The sequence below is a fragment of the Pseudomonas putida genome, assembly GCF_025905425.1.
Taxonomy (GTDB): domain Bacteria; phylum Pseudomonadota; class Gammaproteobacteria; order Pseudomonadales; family Pseudomonadaceae; genus Aquipseudomonas; species Aquipseudomonas putida_AF.
Window position 1 is genome coordinate 1,724,898 of sequence record NZ_CP109603.1, and the last position, 18,405, is coordinate 1,743,302.

Annotated in this window: 15 protein-coding genes; 9 read left to right on the forward strand and 6 right to left on the reverse strand. The window is 59.0% G+C overall.

Annotation, left to right across the window (positions count from 1 at the left end; translation table 11 throughout):
* Positions 1-20: 20 nt before the first annotated feature.
* From OGV19_RS07755 to OGV19_RS07765, 3 genes are read left to right on the forward strand one after another with little or no spacing between them, the layout of a single operon-like run.
* Positions 21-806 (forward strand): ABC transporter ATP-binding protein, encoded by a 786-nt coding sequence (locus tag OGV19_RS07755; protein ID WP_264312844.1) that lies wholly within the window; start codon positions 21-23, stop codon positions 804-806.
* Positions 803-1,771: an ABC transporter substrate-binding protein gene (locus OGV19_RS07760; RefSeq protein ID WP_264312845.1), complete on the forward strand. Its 969-nt coding sequence runs from the start codon at positions 803-805 to the stop codon at positions 1,769-1,771. Before OGV19_RS07755 ends, OGV19_RS07760 begins: the two co-directional genes overlap by 4 nt.
* Complete coding sequence (locus tag OGV19_RS07765) at positions 1,768-2,787, forward strand: FecCD family ABC transporter permease (RefSeq protein WP_264312846.1); 1,020 nt, start codon at positions 1,768-1,770, stop codon at positions 2,785-2,787. The genes OGV19_RS07760 and OGV19_RS07765 overlap by 4 nt, the downstream gene beginning before the upstream one ends.
* A gap of 20 nt (positions 2,788-2,807) precedes the next feature.
* Here the strand turns inward: OGV19_RS07765 and OGV19_RS07770 are convergent, their stop codons facing one another.
* The 4 genes from OGV19_RS07770 to OGV19_RS07785 form a co-directional block, all read right to left on the reverse strand.
* Positions 2,808-3,713, reverse strand: coding sequence for an alpha/beta fold hydrolase (locus tag OGV19_RS07770; protein ID WP_264312847.1), 906 nt, complete (start codon positions 3,711-3,713; stop codon positions 2,808-2,810).
* Positions 3,714-3,806: 93 nt separating this feature from the next.
* Positions 3,807-4,520: a tellurite resistance TerB family protein gene (locus tag OGV19_RS07775; RefSeq protein ID WP_264312848.1), complete on the reverse strand. Its 714-nt coding sequence runs from the start codon at positions 4,518-4,520 to the stop codon at positions 3,807-3,809.
* Positions 4,521-4,714: 194 nt separating this feature from the next.
* Positions 4,715-5,614 carry a DMT family transporter gene (locus tag OGV19_RS07780; protein WP_264312849.1) on the reverse strand — a complete coding sequence of 300 codons (900 nt, stop codon included), beginning with the start codon at positions 5,612-5,614 and terminating at the stop codon, positions 4,715-4,717.
* Positions 5,615-5,662: 48 nt separating this feature from the next.
* Positions 5,663-6,763 (reverse strand): SDR family oxidoreductase, encoded by a 1,101-nt coding sequence (locus OGV19_RS07785; RefSeq protein WP_264312850.1) that lies wholly within the window; start codon positions 6,761-6,763, stop codon positions 5,663-5,665.
* A gap of 72 nt (positions 6,764-6,835) precedes the next feature.
* On the opposite strand from OGV19_RS07785, the gene OGV19_RS07790 reads away from it, so the two are divergent.
* Positions 6,836-7,240: a MerR family transcriptional regulator gene (locus tag OGV19_RS07790; RefSeq protein ID WP_264312851.1), complete on the forward strand. Its 405-nt coding sequence runs from the start codon at positions 6,836-6,838 to the stop codon at positions 7,238-7,240.
* A gap of 157 nt (positions 7,241-7,397) precedes the next feature.
* Here the strand turns inward: OGV19_RS07790 and OGV19_RS07795 are convergent, their stop codons facing one another.
* Together OGV19_RS07795 and OGV19_RS07800 are read right to left on the reverse strand one after the other, a co-directional pair.
* Entirely contained in the window at positions 7,398-9,749 is a 2,352-nt protein-coding gene (locus OGV19_RS07795; protein WP_264312852.1) for a hypothetical protein, read from the reverse strand.
* A 17-nt stretch (positions 9,750-9,766) separates the two neighbouring features.
* Positions 9,767-10,750, reverse strand: a complete 984-nt coding sequence (locus OGV19_RS07800; protein ID WP_264313909.1) for a toll/interleukin-1 receptor domain-containing protein — start codon at positions 10,748-10,750, stop codon at positions 9,767-9,769.
* A 739-nt stretch (positions 10,751-11,489) separates the two neighbouring features.
* On the opposite strand from OGV19_RS07800, the gene OGV19_RS07805 reads away from it, so the two are divergent.
* From OGV19_RS07805 to OGV19_RS07825, 5 genes are all read left to right on the forward strand, one after another.
* Positions 11,490-12,488 (forward strand): alpha/beta hydrolase family protein, encoded by a 999-nt coding sequence (locus OGV19_RS07805; protein WP_264312853.1) that lies wholly within the window; start codon positions 11,490-11,492, stop codon positions 12,486-12,488.
* 2 nt (positions 12,489-12,490) lie between these two features.
* Positions 12,491-14,140 (forward strand): serine protease, encoded by a 1,650-nt coding sequence (locus OGV19_RS07810; protein ID WP_264312854.1) that lies wholly within the window; start codon positions 12,491-12,493, stop codon positions 14,138-14,140.
* Between the two features lie 106 nt (positions 14,141-14,246).
* Positions 14,247-15,017, forward strand: a complete 771-nt coding sequence (locus tag OGV19_RS07815; RefSeq protein ID WP_264312855.1) for a hypothetical protein — start codon at positions 14,247-14,249, stop codon at positions 15,015-15,017.
* A 79-nt stretch (positions 15,018-15,096) separates the two neighbouring features.
* Positions 15,097-16,203, forward strand: coding sequence for a toll/interleukin-1 receptor domain-containing protein (locus OGV19_RS07820; RefSeq protein ID WP_264312856.1), 1,107 nt, complete (start codon positions 15,097-15,099; stop codon positions 16,201-16,203).
* Positions 16,200-18,383, forward strand: a complete 2,184-nt coding sequence (locus tag OGV19_RS07825) for an nSTAND1 domain-containing NTPase (RefSeq protein ID WP_264312857.1) — start codon at positions 16,200-16,202, stop codon at positions 18,381-18,383. The genes OGV19_RS07820 and OGV19_RS07825 overlap by 4 nt, the downstream gene beginning before the upstream one ends.
* The last annotated feature ends 22 nt before the right edge of the window (positions 18,384-18,405 follow it).

The window sequence follows — 18,405 nt, forward strand, 5'->3', positions numbered from 1 at the left end:
GCTTGCTGAAGGGGATGCGCATGACGCAACTGCACATCGAGGCCCTGGATTGGGCCCTGCATGAACGGGGGCGGGCACCGCGCCCGCTGCTGCAAGGCGTGGACCTGCGAGTGGCGCAGGGCGAGTTCGTCGGTTTGATCGGCCCCAACGGCAGCGGCAAGACCAGCCTGCTGCGCTGCGCCTACCGTGCCAACGCGCCTGCCCAGGGCCGGGTGCGCCTTGGCGCGGATGACATCTGGCAGCGCAACCCGCGCTGGTGCGCACAACGCATCGCGGTGGTGCTGCAGGAGTTTCCCGAAGCGTTTGGCTTGAGCGTTGGCGATGTCGTTGCCATGGGGCGCGCACCGCACAAGGGCCTGTTCGACGGCGACACCGCCGAGGACGCCCTGCAAGTGGCCCAGGCCCTCGCCCAAGTAGGCCTTGCTGGCCAGGGCGAGCAAAGCTTTGCCACCCTGTCTGGTGGTGAGAAGCAGCGCGTGCTGCTGGCCCGGGCATTGGTGCAGGCGCCGCAGCTGTTGATGCTCGATGAACCGACCAATCACCTGGACCCGCGCTATCAGCTGGAGCTGCTGCAGCACCTGCGCAGCCTTGGCCTGAGCATTCTGGCCAGCTTTCACGACCTCAACCTGGCGGCCGCGTTCTGTGATCGGCTGTACGTCATCGATGGCGGTCGTATTGTCGCCAGCGGCACACCGCAGCAGGTGCTGACCCCCGGGTTGCTCCGGCACGTCTTCGGCGTCGAGGCGCTGGTCGACCCGCACCCTCTGCACCCTTACCCACGCATTACCTGGATCACCCGAACATGACTGTCCGCTACCTGATCGGCCTGCTGTCGATCCTGTCCGCGCTGCCTGCCCTGGCCAGCGACTACCCCCTGAGCGTGCGCAGCTGCGACCGCGACGTGACGTTCACCCAGGCACCGCAGCGGGTGGTGGTGCACGATGTGAACATGACCGCAATGCTGCTGCACCTGGGGCTGCGCGCGCGCATCGTCGGCTACACCGGCTTCAGCGCCAGCAAGCACCGCGACCCGTGGGTAGACGCCGCGCTGCAGGGCGTGCCGCAGTTGGCCAGCCGGTACCCCGCCATCGAAACCTTGCTGGCGACCGAAGCCGATCTGTTTTTTGCCGGCTGGAACTACGGCATGCAGGTAGGCGGCCCGGTCACGCCCAGCACCCTCGCGCCGTTCGGTATCCCGGTGTACGAGCTGAGCGAGTCCTGTTCGTGGGTCATGGCCCAGCAACGGGCCAGCCTGGGTGACGTCTACCGCGACCTGGGCAATCTGGGGCGGATCTTCTCTGTCGAGCCCCAGGCCGACGCCTTGATCACGAGCATGCGCGCCCGCATCGATCACGTGCACCGACGCGTCGGGCAGGCGCAGCCCACCCCAGGTGTGTTTCTCTACGACAGTGGCGAAGACCGCCCGACCACGTCGGGAAGGCTTGGCGTACCCCAGGCCCTGATTGAGGCGGCAGGCGGGCGCAATGTGATGGACGATGTTGCCGCCAGCTGGACCCAGGTGAACTGGGAAAGCGTGGTGGAGCGCGACCCGCAGGTGATCCTGATCGTCGACTATGGCCCGAGCACGTGGCAGCAGAAACGCGACTTCCTGCTGCGCCAACCCGCGTTGCAGGCTGTGCAGGCGATTCGTGATAAACGCTTCATTGTGCTGACTTACCTTGAAGTGACGCCTTCGGTGGAGAACGCACTGGCAATCGAAAAGCTTGCCGATGCCTTGCATCCCAAGCCGCTGCAGGGTGCCGCTCGATGAGGGCCGGGCACAGCCCTGCGGCGTATCGCGGGTTGATCGTGATGCTGAGCGCACTGTTGCTGGTGTCGTGCCTGGTCGCCCTGGCATTTGGCCCTGCGTCGGTGCCGCTGGCCCACGTTGCAGGGATCGTTGCCCAGCAACTGGGCATCGACATGGCGGGGGCGTGGACCCAGAGCCAGGCCCATATCGTCTGGCTGATCCGTGCTCCCCGGGTGCTGCTTGGGGCCTTGGTGGGGGCCGGCCTGGCATTGGTCGGCACTGCGCTGCAGGCCGTTACCCGCAACCCCCTGGCGGACCCTCATCTGCTGGGCGTCAGCTCGGGGGCGGCCTTGGGGGCGGTGCTGGTGATGCTTTACCTGGGCGAATTCATCGGTGCCTTCAGCTTGCCGCTGGCGGCGTTCATGGGCGCGGCGGGGAGCATGCTGCTGGTGATCGCCGTGGCGCGGCGCAATGGCCGCATGGAAAGCGACCGCCTGTTGTTGGCGGGCGTCGCCGTGTCGTTCGTGCTGATGGCGGTGGTCAATTTGCTGCTGTATACGGGCGATCAGCACGCCGCTGCCTCGGTGGTGTTCTGGATGCTCGGTGGCCTGGGGGCTGCACGCTGGCCTGTCATCTGGCTGCCGGCGCTGTGCGTGTTGCTGGGGCTGCTCGCCTTGCAGGTCATGGGGCGCGGGCTGAATGCGCTGATGAGCGGTGAGCAGACGGCGGTCAGCCTGGGTTTCAACAGCCGCCGCCTGCGCCTGCAGGTGTTCACCTGCACGTCGCTGTTGACCGGTGTACTGGTCTCGCTCTCGGGTGCCATCGGCTTTGTCGGCCTGATGGTGCCGCACATGGCACGGGCGCTGGTGGGCGCGGAAAACCGCCGGCTGATGCCGGTGAGCGCGTTGCTGGGGGGGATTTTTCTGGTCTGGGTGGATGTGGCCGCACGCACCCTGATCGCCCCCGAAGACTTGCCCATCGGCATTGCCACCGCCGCGCTTGGCGGGGTGTTTTTCATTGTCCTGCTCAAGCGCTGAGCGGCTGTGGCAAGCGCCTGCTACGGTTGCAGGAATGCGCTGACTGCGTTGGCGAACGCTTCTGGCTGGTCGAGCATGACGAAGTGGAAGCTGGCGTCGATGCGCTTGAAGCTTATGTTCGGAGTGGTGGCGTAGGCGTTGCGAAAGGTCGCCTCCACGTTGGCCGCGGGGATGCCGTAAATCGGGTCGTAGGCATACACGACCTCAACCGGTACCTGGATGCGATCAAGCTCAGGGCGCAGGTCGGTGGTCATCAGTTCATAGGTGGCCTCGGCAGTGGTTTGCCGGTCCGAGCCCATTGCCGCCGCGAGTAGCGCAGGCCTGGCCGCTTCGCTTTTTACCAGGCGGGCGATGGAGGCACGCTGCAGGGCCTCGGCCTGCTCAGGCGGTGACGCCAACAGGGCATCGCGCAACGCTGCCGCATGCGGTGCGGCCGTCTCGCGGGTCGCGGAAGGGTCCATGATCAGTGTGTAGAAGGGCAGGGCATCGACGATCATCAAGCGCGCGACCAGATCGGGGTGACGCGCGCCGAGCATCAGCGCCACCTCGCCACCCAACGAGTGGCCAATGATGACCGGGGCCTTGAGGTGCCGGGTGCGGATGTACGCAGCGATGGCCTCGGCCGTCGGCGCCGCTACTTTTCCATCCGGGTCGGACACGGCAGGTGCGCCGGCGAAGCCTGCGACCTGTACCAGGTGCAGGCGGTGGCTGTGCTGCAAGCGGGTGGCCAGATCACGCCAGACTTCACGCGAAGACGCCAAGCCTGGGATCAGGATGACATCCGGGCCGCTGCCTTCGACCGTTACCGAGATGCGCTCCTGGATTATTTGAGCGGGCGAGAGCGATGCTGGCTGAGTGGCTGAAGCCTGAGCTGAGATCAACGTGAACGCGGTGCCGATTGCCGCGAGGAGGGGGCGTGGATGCATGACATTTCCTTTTGTCCGGTTCGCCGTCCGATACTGCCAACGGGCTTAAACCGGTGGAGGATATCATCCATTCACGCCTGCATCTTGGCCCGCTCAGGCGGCGCCCTTGGCCTGCTGCTCCAGGTGCACCTGCAATGTCGGGTCGATTTGCAGTGCACTGGCCAGTTCGTCAAGGTACGCCCGCTCTGCGGCCTGCTGGTCATCCACCAGCATCACGCTGGCCAGGTACATTTCTGCGGCCATGGCCGGGTCCTGGGCCGACTGTGCCACCTCGCTGGCATCGAGTGGCTTGCTGACTTCTTCATCCAGCCATTGCTGCAGTTGCGGGTCGTTGGTTTGACGTTTGATTTCAGCGTAGATCAACTGTTCTTCTTGCTCGTCGATACGGCCGTCAGCCTTGGCGGCCGCAATCAGCGCGCGCAAGATTGCATGGCTGTGATCCTCGGCCTCGGGGCCGGCCAATTGATCGACCGTACGCACGGCCTGTTGCGGTGCTGCCGCCTGGCTACGCTGCCAGCTTTGATAGGCCTGGAACGCCATCATGCCCAACGATGCCAGGGCTGCGTAATTGGTGCCACCGGCGGAACGCCCCTGGGTAAAGCCGCCAGTGTTGCTGCCGCCAGCGCCACCCAACAGGCCGCCCAGCAGGCCTCCAAGGCCACCACCGCCACCCGTTGCACCGCCGCCACCAAGCAGGCCACCCAGCAAACCGCCCAGGCCGTCTTGTGCTGACATGCCGCCGCCTTGTTGCGCTTGCGAGCCCTGGCCGGCCCGAAGTAACTGTTCGAGTAGATCACTAGTGTTCATCGCACCGCCCTCGGTCGGTAGTCGTTGCCCAGACAAGCAACGATAGCCCCCTCAAGGCGAACTGCCATGACCGTCTGGCTGACGGGAAACCGAGGGGCTGTGCTCACGTTTGCAATCGAGAAGCGCAGGCCCAGCCAACTGGGCCTGGGAGGGGAATGAGGTGTGCATCACCGGATGCTGAGCGAAAAAACGCATCACACTCCGGACGGCTGCGGCGCTTTCTTGCCTAAGCGGATCAGCTCGTTGGAGAAACACAGTCCGCAGAGGATCAACGCGGCTCCCAGGTACAACGTGTCACGCGGTAACTCATTGAGGATCACGAACGCCAGAAGCGCGGCAAACAGCGGTTCGGTCAGTTCCAGTGCTTGGACTTGTGATGGCTTTAAATACTCGATGGCCTTGGTGGTACAGAAGAATCCGAGGATGGTCGGCAACGCAGCCAAAGCCAGCACTGCCATGACCGCCACGAGCGACAGCTCTCCCATGACGAAGCCATCGGTCGCAGCCGGCATGAGCAGGTAAAGACTGCCGAAGAACAACAGTTGCCGCGTGAAGTGCAGGCCCCCAGAAACGCCCATGCGCTTCATGGCAACCGAAAATGCGCCATAACCGCAGCCTCCAATCGAAGCGAGTGCTGCGCCTTGCAACGTGAAGCCTTGTTCCAGGTCAGCGCCAAAAATCACGGCGATACCGGCTATCGTCAACCCGGCGCCTACCGTTGCGTTAGCGGTGATGGGGTCCTTGAGGACTATCCGTCCCAGTACTATCGAAGAGATGGAAGCGCTTGCCATCAGGATCACCACCACGCCCGCTGCGGCGTAATGGCTATAGGCCGAGGTTTCAAAGTGGAACAACACAAAAATGCCGAGAAAGGCGCAAACGGCAGCCTGGAGCCACTTGGCCGTATGCAGGGGCCGCTTGAGGAACAGTAGCAAGACTGACAGCAGTAGGCAGCCGAGTACGGTTTTTATCAGGGCGATGCTGCTGGCGCTGAAGCCACTGTTCATCAATACCTTGCTGAGTACGCCGATCGTTGCATTCAGTGCAGCAGCGCAGAGCGCAAAGAGGACGCCCTTGCTGAAATGAGAGTGCATTAATACATTCCTTGTCATGGGTCTTTGGCCGTCAGGGGCGCGACGCCGTTATCGTCCAACAGGGTTTTCAGACGCGTGAGCATGGCGATTGGGCAAGTAGCCCTTGACGTAGTGCACGGTCTTTTCCAACGTTTTCGTCATGTCGGGATGTGTCAGCTGATACTTATGTTCCAACTGCTTGCTGTGGGTCATGTCGAAGCGCTGCGTCTGAATAAAGTTCAGTGACTCGGCGCTGATCGAAAATCGGGCGGCGAGCCCTGGCACCGCCAATAACCACTTGAGCAACCCTATCGCTACATGGCGGCGGGGTGCCTTGACCTCCAGCGTTTCTGCCAGCTGTTTGAGCATACCCTGTAGGTTCGGCGTGTGTTCATAGAGTGCCAGGACCTGTTGGTTGGCCATCGAGGGGTCGAACGCCACGCAGATTATCATCGTCACCAGGTAATCGACGCTGACCATTGGCAACCAGTGCCTGCTGGAACCGGGGATAGCTTTGAACCGGCCCAGGGCCAGATTTCGAATGAGTTCGACCAGAGGTTGCCCTTCAAGGATGTGCCCACTCTCGCTGTGGCCACACACCGTAGCAGGATGAACGATTGTGTAATCAGCGTCTGCTTCCTGCATGTAACGGATGACTGCAAAATGGGACTCCAACTTGCTGCCTTCGTAGCCCCCTACACGGCTGTAGACGGCGGGCCAGTTTGTATTTTCAGGGCACTCATTATCAATCCCTATGCTCGCAAGGTGGGTAAGGTTTTGCAGCATATAGCCGCCCACCATCAGCAATCGGATACGCAAGCTCGCCGCAAGCCTGGCGACTCTCAGCGCTCCTTGCACATTGACGGTGCGGGCGCGCTCCATTGTCAGCCCCCAGGTAAACTGCGCCGCGAGGTGAAAGACCACAGCGGCTGCAGAGATGCGTTCCTTGTCTGACTCGCTGAGTCCAAGCCCCTCCCTGCTGATATCGCCCTCAACGGCATGGATAAACGCAGGGTTACCTCCCAGCCGGCCGACCTGCTCTCTGAGGCGCTCAATGTTTGCAGGGGTGCGCATCAGCACCCAGGTCTTGTGCCCTGTCGCAGTAAGACGGGCCAGTAAATGTTGACCGACAAACCCGCTGCCGCCTGTGACGAAACATTCCACGCTCATGCCTGAACCCTTGTTTGGATGGTCGGTGCAGGCTAAGGTGTAGAGCGTACTCTACAGTCAAGGATTTTTACTGTGAATATTGGGGAGTTGGAGCGCCGGAGTGGAGTCGGTCGCCATGCCTTGCGCTATTACGAGCAACTCGGGCTTATTGTGGCCCATCGACAAGCCAACAACTACCGCAGCTACAGCGACCAGACCGTTGTTGATCTAACGTTCATTCAGAGTGCCCAGAGCGCTGGTTTTTCACTCGCTGAGATTGGCGAAATTCTTGCGGCCAAGCGGGGTAATACGATCGATTGCGCGCAAGGCGCGGTGCTGGTTGCCAGCAAGATGGCCGAAATACAAGCGAAGATCACCACGCTGCAAGCCGCCTATGTTTTTCTGAACGCGGAGCGTGCGAAGCTTGAGGCCAGTGCCATTTCTAACGGGCTGACTATACCTTACCTGCCTTTGAATGGGCATACCTCGACGCCATAGTCTCTCGGCAAGGCAGTGCGTGGCGCTGCCTGAAGTCGCGGCGTCTTTGCACTATTTGATATCGGGTACAGGAGCGCTTCGCACTCCATCGCGGGGCAAGCCCGCTCCCACAAAACTTTTTGTACAAAGCCTAGCGCTCGAGGGCACCCGCGAGATATTACTTGTCTCCAACAAGCGGGCCCTTGGCAATGTCAGTTCGATTGGGCGTTATTAACGGCTTGGCTTTTGGCCCGATGTCGACGATCTCTAAGTCCGTTCCTTTGGTATCAAGCCAGCGTAGAAGTGAAAAGGCCTCGGAAAAATCATTAAGTCTTATGTAGTCGTGGTGGTTTGTTGACAACCAGTCCAGCAGGGGTTGAAAGGCTTCTTCAATGTCGGGGCGTTGGTAGAGGTTGTCTTCTGCGCGGAGGCCGCGCGGCCCGGGCTCATGATTGAACATGGCAACTTTGAAATGGCTGCGTTCACCCGTGCCGGATGTATCTTCAGGGGCAGAGGTGACGACAAGCTGGAAAGACGTGCCGGTTGATGGGCGCAGGAGGAGGGTTGAGTCTTTTTCGTAATATTGCCATGTGGAGCTTTTTTTAGTGTCGATACTTTTTAAGTTAGCCGGAAAAGGGGTTCCTCCATTTTCAATCATTGACTCCTGTTCAAGCTGCTGAAGTTGATTGCTCCAAAAGTCTACGCGGGTTGCGGACCACGCGAGCTCACGCCCGAACAGTGCTGGATGAATCACAATGTCTCGTTGTGTGGAAAGTTTTCGTTGGGCTGGGTCCTCCTTGATCGCTCGGTGGACTGCCAGTTGCATGCCTTTGTAAAGTATTTTTTTCGTTTCGTCGTTTTCCATCAGGGCTTTAAGTAGTGTGTCGAAGGAGGGCTTGGGATAGGTGGTGCTCATGATGCGTTTTGCGGCCTCATCAAGCTTTTTTTGATCTGAATCATTAAGCTCATTCAGTGCGCTTTCAAAAAAATCTGGACGCATCATGACTTCGTTGCTAAAGGCGGTTCTATTACTTGCGAGCTCGCCGTTTACACTCATGCTCATGAGTACCAATATGTCTCCCTGACGGAATGCTGAGGCTGAGGTCTGCGGCGTAGACATGACCGAGTACGCAGAATAGAAACTGTCAGCAAACAAAATGCGTGAAGCGGCAACCAATGTTGTTGTGGGGGATTCTTTGAGCGTAACGAAAAGGCGTCCGAACCGACTGTCCTCAGCGTTTGTGAGCCACACTGCATGTATCGGATCCTGCTCTATCTTGATATCTACGTTGCCACCCACTGAAACGCCCCTGCCAGCCCGCGCGGACACCCGTGCTTTTGTATATAGCCTGGGTGTCGGTTTAGAGGGTTTGGCAGGGGGAGGCGAGCCCGGGTTCGATGGCTCGACGGGGGCCACATCGCTCAAGGGCGCAAATGTGTCTTTTATATAGTTCTCATAAGAGGCTGAGTTTTTTAAGTCGTGAGCATCGTTGGCTGCGAAAAGTTCTCCGGGTTTAAGGGGCGCGCGCGTGTCCTGGGTTGTGGCTACGATGGCTTTCGGGGCGAGCGGCTTAATGGATGAAATCAATTCGTTATGATCGGAAGGTGGTACTTTACCCAACCCTTTCGCTGCGGACGCCTCTGCCAACTGACGCTTGCGACTTTCCAGTTGCTCCTCGGCTTTCAAGTATTGCCGTTGTTCCGGGGAAAGCTCGCTTGATAGCTCCACCATTATTTGATGAAGGGAAGCATCCGCGCTCAGTGCAGCGCTTCGTTCAAGGGTTTGACCAAGCAGCGAATGTATCGCTTTTTCCACGGTGGGTTGGGGGGTGCCTATCTCAAGAAGCTTTAGCAAGGCTTTGTCTGGCTCGCTGGGGTTCTCAAGCACCACTTTGTCGAATGCCGCTTTGTCATACCCTTCTTTTTTAAAGGTGTGCAGCGTGAATAACCGCAGCTCTGAAAGCCCCTGGTCAGCGTAAATCGTCGTCAGGCTAGAAATCCCGCGCTGCACGATTTTGGGTAGGGGTGGACGGGGAACTCCAGGTTCGAACGGCTTGTAGGCAGCAAGTTTGAAACCGTGTTTTTGGACGTCAAGCTGTTCTTTAGAAAATTTAGCGAGAATCGGTTTGATCGCAGGGTCGCTTGCAAGGGCTGCTGAAGACTTAACCTGTTCATTTAGAAGAATGGCGAGGAGGCGAAGGCCATCCCCATTTTTTGAGGCTTCGGCTCTTTGATAGAAGTTTTCGATAACGGACTGCGGCGAAAAGGATTGCAGCGAATTCCCTGTAAAACGCTGCAGATTTTCGATCTCAGTTACAAACCCCAGTTTTTCGAGCTCGGCGTGCATAAGGCCGCCGCCTTCAGCCAATTGATGACTGACTAGTTGTATGACCTCCGATGGCCCAAGGTAGTCATCGGCATGGGCGACATGGATGTTGAGGCAGAGCAAACACCAGAGGCATGCTGTTACAGCCCTTCTGAATGCAATGGCGGTTTTCTGTATTGCATTGGGGGTGCTTGGCGTTTGCATGGTGGCCAACCCTCACATTAATTTAAATGCGTGGAAGCGACTGGGTTTTGCAGCCAGTTGAGGAATGCTGCAACTTTTTTTGCCGTGCTTTCAGGTAAGTCACTGGGTATTAACGGCCCGGGTGCTATGAGCAGTGCGGCCAGCGTCCTTCTCGATTTTTTTCCGGCTTTCATAAGTGCATCAGCCCAGAACTGGTTCAAGGCGTTAGTCTCTGGATTAACCACCTCACCGAGGGAAACGACCACTTGCAAGGTCGTATGTACGCTGTCAGCACATTCAAGAGCGAGGCTCATCGCCAGGGTGAAATGTTGCTTCGCTGCGACGGCATTGGGTATGCGATCGCTGAGAAGCTCATAAAGGAAAGCTGGGATTTCAAACGCACGTACCATGGGGCCGACGGGTATCGTGCGCAGCATCTTTCTGGCGTCCTCAAGCTCAAAGGGAGAGGCTTTGACACCGCCTTGAGCGCGAATGACTCTGTTTATGTCTTTTACAAGATGACGAACGATTTGCCATTCGCTGCGCAAGTGCTCAGGTAAGGTGTCTGGGGTGAGCGATGGGCTGGATTGCAATTGATTTATCGCTTCTTGAATGATCGCCGTATCGACACGCGGTGCTTGTAGTTTTGTACCATCTAGTAGGCCGAGATCTATCGGTAATTTACTGTATTCCAGGTCGTCCACAATGCAGGCAACCAGCTTGTTTGAATAGCGCGCAAATGCCATTTCCAGTACTAGCACTTGCCTGTCTTTGCACAGGGAGCTAGAGATGCAGGCCAGGACTGCGCCGGACGTTCGATGCGCTTGAAGAATCTGGTCATCCCAGTCACTGCCGGCGACCAAACCTTGAATGTCATGCTTGCGAATGAACTCCTCTTCGAGTTGAAAGTTGTCCGCTCCACTTCCGGGGCGGTCGAGCCACAAACTCAAACCCTCCATCGCCAGCGCTTGAGCGAGTGGGCGCACACGGGGCTTATCCTCGGAAGCATGACTGACAAACACACGAGTAGATGGGGTTATCAAGGTGCAATCCCTCCCTGCGGCGAAGGCGACCGTGTGTAAAGCCCTGAGTTATGACCAGTCTAGGTTGTTATCTGAATGGCATCGAAATAAATTCGAGTTCCGTTGGGTTAGAGCAAAGCCTGTTTTCGTGCGTCGAGCTTGGTGAGGTTTGTTATAGAGGTAATCTCTATTTCTTATAATTTGGTGGGGTGTGAACGTTGAGTGGGTTGAACCGGTGGTTTGCTTTTTGACGTCATTTTCAAGTCGTTAGAAGGTTGCGCTGCTTGGGGGTACGTTCATGTGTTTTTACGCGTGTTGAAATGCTTCCCTGCTTGGGCTTTACTGCCTTTGTAACGGTTCACGTTGGATGAAAAGGGCCATCAGCCTGAATGAACTAGGCTCTGTACGGAAAGTTTTGTGGGCGCGGGCTTGCCCCGCGATGGAGTGCGAAGCGTTCCTGTACCTGGTATCAAATAGTGCAAAGACGCCGCGAATTCAGGCTTTGCTGCCGCGTTGCGGCAGATCGCGGGGCAAGCCCACTCCCACAGCGAGGGATGACCCTACTTTTCGTACAAAACCTAGTTGTTATCTTGGCCCAAGGTTGTCACGCCGATGGCGTACCTTTTTGATCGAGTCCTTTTCGGTCTTGCTGTTGCTGACTAACTTCGGGCAACAGCTGCCCAAAACGCGTTAGCGAACAACGTTGTATTTTGTTTCACGCACTCGAAGGAGAGGGTTCATGTCTGCCAAGCGTCCGTTTGCGGTGGTCTTCATCCATGGTCTGGCTCGCAAGCCGGCGCCTGAGAAGTTGCTTGAACTGTGGCAGTGGGGCCTGAGCCGCGGCAACCCGATGCCGAGTGTCTTTGCACCTCCGAATGAAGGCCTCGACCTCGCCGGGGCCGGTGTGCCGCATGCGCTGAACTATTACGCAGACGTCTTTTATGGCACAGACTATGAGGTTGATCTGGCCTCTTACGAGGAAGGCAACATTGATCTGGAACTGCAAGCCGAAAGCCTTGACCCTGCGGGGGAGGAGCTACCTCTGCCGACGCCGAAAACACCGCGCGAGGTAGCTTTCCTTGAAGGTTTCCAAGCCAAGCTCTGGGCCAATCTGATCGTTGATAGCGCAGTAACCACCGAAAGCCTGTCGCAGGGTGCCAGCGATCATGAACTTGCGCGGTTCATCCCGTCGCCGGTACGCGAGGCCATCATCAAGAAGGCCGCAATGGAGGCCTATTACTTTCTGTTCAACAAGCAATACGTGAGGCTTGCGGATGGCGTGCGGTTCGACGTGCGCGATGAACTTCGCTCGCGGCTGTTGCGTGATCTCCACCATGTGCAGGAAAAGGCCGGGAAGATCGCAATCATCTCTCACAGCATGGGCACGATGGTTGCCTACGACGTGATTCGCAACTGCCCGGAGTGCCCCCCCATCGATACCCTGATCACACTGGGGTCGCCATTGGGCATTCGTGAAGTGCAACAGGAGCTGCTCGCCACAGGTAATGACAAGGTTGACTTTCCGGCTGCAACCCTAGAGCGGTGGATCAATATCTACGACCCGCTCGACCCCATCTGTGGCGCAGATCCAAAGTTCGCGAACGACTACCGTTCGGTCGGCGGCAAGCAGGTAGAGGATATCCAAGAGTCCAATTGGGGAAAGTGGCGCCACACGATCACCCATTACCTGGCAGGGACGCAGTTGCGTAAACAGCTGGCTCAGGCTTTGGGGTTGTGATCATGGACACATTGGTCGATGACCTCAAAAGCGGCCACATGAGGGACGCCCAGCCATGGGATCTGGCTGAGGCGGTTGAAGCGATTACCCAGCAGATCGACAGTGGGGCTTTGTCGCTGGACAGTGCCAGAAAAGCCGCGCTGGTGCTGATCAAAAGCCGCCACTATGACCATGCACGGACGATCGCCCAGCGCTGGGTGCAGCACCGGGGCTTCGATCCCATCCTGGGTAAACTTCTGGCACAGGCGCTGATCAACCTCACAGCGCTCGAAGAAGCCGAAAAAGTGCTGACAGAAGGGTTGCCGCAGCTACGCGCACTCAAGAACGATGCGAGCGCGATCCAGCAGGTTCCCGAGTTCGAGGGGTTGTTGGGTCGAGTGTTCAAGCAGCGCTATGTGGCGACGCGCGACCCAAACTTGCTGGTCCGCGCTCGCAAACAGTATCTGCAGACGTTTCGGCGCGGCCGGTCTCGGTACTGGCAGGGTATCAACGCGGCAGCGCTGCGAGTGCATGAAGAGCGCGAAGGGCTGCTCGCGCCGGGTATTGCGTCTTCGGGCGAGCTGGCGACCGAGGTTCTTGCAATCGCCATGGCGGCGCACCTCGCCGATCCGAACGATGCTTTTGCCGCTGCGACCGTATCGGAGGCCCATCTGGCCCTGGGCGCGTGCGATGCGGCGGAATTCTGGCTCTACCGATTTCTCATGCATCCGGCTGTCAAATCGTTCGACATCGAATCGTACGATCGCCAGATTCGGGAGATCTGGAATGGCAATCCGCTGGTTGGCGTGGGTTCCTGTGCCGATCGCTTGTCAGCCATCATGGCAAGACACATCGCCAAGACGGAGCGACGCTTCTTCATTTCCCCCGGCGACGTGCGGGAAACGAAACGGTCCATCGACGGGCTTTCAAATGCTGAACTGCAGAAGCTGGAGAAAAATTTCTCCGGCGAGTCCACGTTGTCTTTGCAGTCAATCAGGATGCTGCTGACCGCCTGTGAGTCGATAGGGTGTGTCATGACTGCGAGCGGTGAACGTGTCGGGACGGGGTTTTTGCTATCTGGCAGCGCCTTCAGTCGTGCAGGTGACTGCGCACCGGTGTTCGTCACCAACGCACATGTGATTAGCAACGATGTACGTAATGCCATCGCCCCGGCAGACGCGTACGTAACGTTCGAGGTCGAGTCGACCGCCAAGGGAAAATTGGTCAGCTACAAGGTCGGAGAGGTGCTGTTCACTTCGCCGCCTGGAGACCTTGGGGTCTCGAACAGTGCCAGACAGGATCTTGACGTGACCATCGTGCGGCTGAACGAGCTTCCCGCCACGGCGAGGGTTCTGAACAAGGCCAACAACCTGCCTCTGATCGACGGCAAGGGCAGAGTCTTCGTGGTCGGCCATCCGCGCGGTAGCGGGCTGCAGATTTCTTTGCAGGACAGCCGGTTGCTCGATATCGACGATGATGAACGGCTGGTCCACTACCGCACGCCCACCGATCCCGGAAGCTCTGGCAGCCCAGTGTTCAACAGCAAATGGGAGGTCGTGGCCTTGCACCATGGCGGATCGTTCACTACACCGCGACTGCATGGCGGTGGTGCGTACGAAGCGAACGAGGGTATCGCGCTGCAGGCAATCGAGCAGGCGTGGCTGGGCAAGTAGGCAATAACGTTGCAACGCGACCGATTGTTCGCTGTCCCGTGTGCGCAGGGTCAACGCTGGGCGGCGCACGACCTGCATAGGTGAATGCAACCAGAGGAGAATCTTCATGAGCCGGACAACCGATGCGATTCGCACGTTCGTGCTGGAGCTGGACCTTCCCGAAGTGCAACGGGGTCGAGACTTGGAATCTGCACGTGCGGCGGATGCGCCCGAATTTACCGCCGCGCGGCAAGTCGTCACAGTGGGTGCTCAGTTGGCGGAGTTCAGCGATAGCGTTCCCGTCAACCTGCGCCAACTGATTTCCAACTCGATGCTGCTTGCGCAATTGGCCGCTAACAAGGCGACCTCTGCGTCCAGCGATATCTTCGACTGGCATCGCAATTACAGTGCAGTGCTAGGCAACATCGGCTGGCGGGCTCACGACAGTGAGGAACAGGTTCAGCGCGTCAGCAATGAGAATCTGAGTGTACACAAGTCGATCATTCCGGTGCTGACTGCCCTGCTGGGGCCGGCGGTTGCGGCCACGTCGATGGTCGTCTCCGTGCTGGAGGGGCTGGACAACATGGAGACTGGCACGCCCTGGATCACGCTGTTCGATCGCTCCAGTCAGCATGCGAGTGGTGCGAAGTTTCAGATCGGCTATATCGACACCGACCAGCACGGCGAGCCGGCAATCAAGCTGCTGGCCGTGGGCGTGAAGGCGCAGGCTACGATCACGCAAGTGCTGTTCTTCAAATTCTCGTCGCAGCAGGCAGAGCTGAGCCGCAGAACCTCGCTGTTCGGTACCACGGCCGAGCGGCTAAACGCCGACAAGGATGTGATCGCAGGCCGCGTTCAGTCCTTCATTGCGGACTTTGTGAAGAACGTCGAAATCTGAAGGGTAGGCGACCTTCACTTGTCGAGCCGGGCGGTATTTCAACGGGCGTCTTGGGCGCTCCGACATTAGGTAAGTGACTATGTCGTACATTGGATCCCCGTTTAAATTCGACTTGTTCGTGAGCTACAGCCACGGTGACGTAGAGGGCACCGGGTCGTCGTTGCTTAAAAGCTGGTCTGCGGGTTTGGCGCGTGAACTGGAGGCGGAACTGCGTTTCAACCCGAAATTCAGCGCTGACCTTAAGGTCTTTTTCGACGATCATTATCGCCCGGACCAGCGTGTGGATCCGATGGCTCTACTGACGGACCAGCTGCGTGACGATATCTCCGGCTCGGCACTGCTTGCGATACTGATGTCCGAGCAATACCTCAAGTCACGCTGGTGCGGCTACGAGCGGGATTGGTGGTTCGAGAAACAGGCGGAGCACGGGCTGTCTCATGATGAGCGCGTGGCGGTTTTGCGTATTTCGCCGACGACGACGCAGTGGCCCAGTGTGCTGACCGATGTCACCGGCGCACAGTTGGTCGGGTTCCCGTTTTACGACCGCGCTGTCGACGAGTACGTCGCGCGCCCATTCGGCTGGGGTGCAGCAGTGAGCGAGGACAAGCAGTTCCGCGACGCGGTGCTGAAAGTCACCGGTGCGGTGCTGCGTAAGCTCGATGCACTGAAGGAGCGCCTGGAAGAACGTGAACGAATCCAGCAGGAGGTTGCGCGCCTGGCCTGCGACTCAGGGCAAGTCGTTTACCTGCAGGGGCGTGCGGAGCAGTCCAAGGCATGGGAAAAGGTTTACAGCGTGCTTGCGGACGGCGGCCTCACGGTGATGCCCAGCGAACCGGACCGCGTCGAGAAGGATCCGCGAAAGGCGACTGAGGTCAGGAATCGTCGGATCGAAGTACTCAGTGGATGCGATGCGCTTCTGCTCCTTGGCACCGAAGATGGCCGCGCGCTGGATGCGGACATGGTGGTGGTGGGGCGCCAGGATCGCCATTCAGTGCGTGCACTCTCCAATCGCCTGCTGCCTTGCGGCCTTCTCGACACCGTCGGTGCTTCAATTGCGACGCAACGGCGAAAAAACGCGGCAAAGGCACTGCAGGTAGATTGGATCGATGCGACGAGCGAGCCATGGACCGATGAAGTCCAGCGTTGGTTGACGCTCAGGAGCGGCACTGCGGGGCAGGCATTATGAACGTATCGTCGTACAGCGAGATCGAGTCGGTATTCGATGTCACGCTTCCCCCTGGACCCTATCCAGGGTTGCGACCCTTCGGGAAGGACGAATGGCCGATCTTTTTTGGTCGCGAACGCATGACGGACGAAGTCGTCCGCCGTCTGGTCGATCAGCGCTTTCTGGTGGTGCACGGCGATTCCGGCTGCGGCAAGAGTTCATTGGTTCGCGCTGGCGTGCTGCCTCGGCTGGAGCAGGAAGCTGCGCGCGGTGGAATGCGCTGGCTCACGTGCTGGGCAACGCCTGGGGACGAACCGCTGAACAATCTCGCAATGGCCCTCGCGGGGCTGGAAGCTGTCGCAGAGATCGACGCGAGTTTTCTGGAACTGCGACGCTGCCTGAATTGTGGCCGTGACGGTGCCTCGGCCCTCGCAGACCATCTACACCGTGCCCATTCAGGGGCGCAGGTTTGTGTGCTGCTCGATCAGTTCGAGGAAGTCTTCGCGCATGCGCGCCGTGAGGGGCCGCAGGAAGCGACACTGCTTATCGATCTGCTCGTGGGCTTGCAGAAGCTGGCCGCGCCGCACCTGTGCGTCGTGCTGACGATGCGTTCGGAATTCCTTGGCGCCTGCGCGCAATTCGAGGGCTTTGCCGAAGTCGTCAATGCCACGCAGTATCTACTGCCGCGGATGGTGCACGGCGACCTGGTGCGAGCGATTCGCGAACCTGCGACGCTCTATGATGGCAACGTTACGCTTGATCTGGCTGAAAAGCTGATTGCCGACTCGATGGGTGGGCAGGACCAGCTCCCGCTGATCCAGCATGGATTGATGGTGCTGCATCGTCGCTGCGTTTCTGCGGCGTCCTGCGGTTGGACGCTGACGCTGGAGGACTATTCCGTCGCGTGCGGACTCGCTCGGTTGCTGTCCGACCATGCCGATCAGGTGGCACAGTCGAACGTGAGGCCGGAGCACTCGCGCATCGTCGAAGAAGTCTTCCGTGCCCTGACCGAGATCAACGCCGACGGACAGGCGATTCGTCGGCCACGAAGGCTCTCGGAGCTGATTGCAGTGTCAGGGGGCGATGAGGGCGAGGTTCGGGCGGTGATCGATGCATTTCGTGCCGAAGGCGTGTCGTTCCTGCGGCCCTATGGCACCGCACCGATCGCAGCCGATGACCATGTCGATATCAGTCATGAGGCGCTGATTCGCTACTGGAACGCGTTAGCCGACCCACGCGACGGCTGGCTGATCCGGGAGTTCAAGAGTGGATTGGTGTGGCGTTCACTGCTGGTTCAGGCCGAGAGCTTCGAGCGGGACGCTTCCAACATTCTCTCGGCGGCCACGGCCGAAGAACGCCAAGCCTGGTTGATGCGGCGCAACCCTGCTTGGAGCGAACGCTACGGTGGAGGCTGGGAGCTCATCACGCGGTTGATTGAGGCCAGCGTGAAGGAGCTTGAGCGGCTCGCGCGCGAAGAGGTGCAGGATCGGGAACGGGCTGAAGCCGCGCGTCTTCGCGAGCATAAGCTACAAGCCAAGGCCAGTCGTGAGCGAATCTACCGCTGGGCGCTCGCGGTTGTCGTCGTGATGATGGCGTTCGCACTGTCTCAGTTGTACAGAGCCCGCGTGGAAACCAAGAGAGCCGTCGAGGCGACCAATGTCGCTGAAATCAATCGTCTTGATCTGCAATATGCCAAGGAGCGGGAGAGGAGTTTCGCGGCTAAAATCAAGCCGGAGCTGGACGAATTGCGGCGGCGCGCGGCCGAAACCGCTGACGTGAAGTTGAAAGACAGCATTGATCTGGCAAGTAACAGCATCGTGCAGCAGGTCGACAAGCTTGAGGCAGCCAGTATCGCATTGCGTATCTATGTGCACATCGCGCAGGAGTCGCAACGCGATGCCGCCGGGATGCTCGCTAAGCGCCTCGGTGGGCCGCAACTGGGCGGCGCTGCGATTATAGTCCCCGCCATCAAGAGCCCGTCTGCGCCCTATGCGCTGTTGCGTTGCTTCCGCGTTGAAGAGTGTCAAGAAGACGGCCAAAGGTTAGTTGAAATGATTAACCAAGTGCTTGTCACTCCGCAGGTCAAGCTGCAGAGCTTCAGCGTGTCCGATGAGACGCTGAAGAACCTGCGTCCGCGGCACTACGAACTCTGGTTTTCCGACGGCCCTATCAAACTTGAAGGTCAGCAGGCGGCGAAGTAGAGGCCAGGTTGCCTGCAGCTGA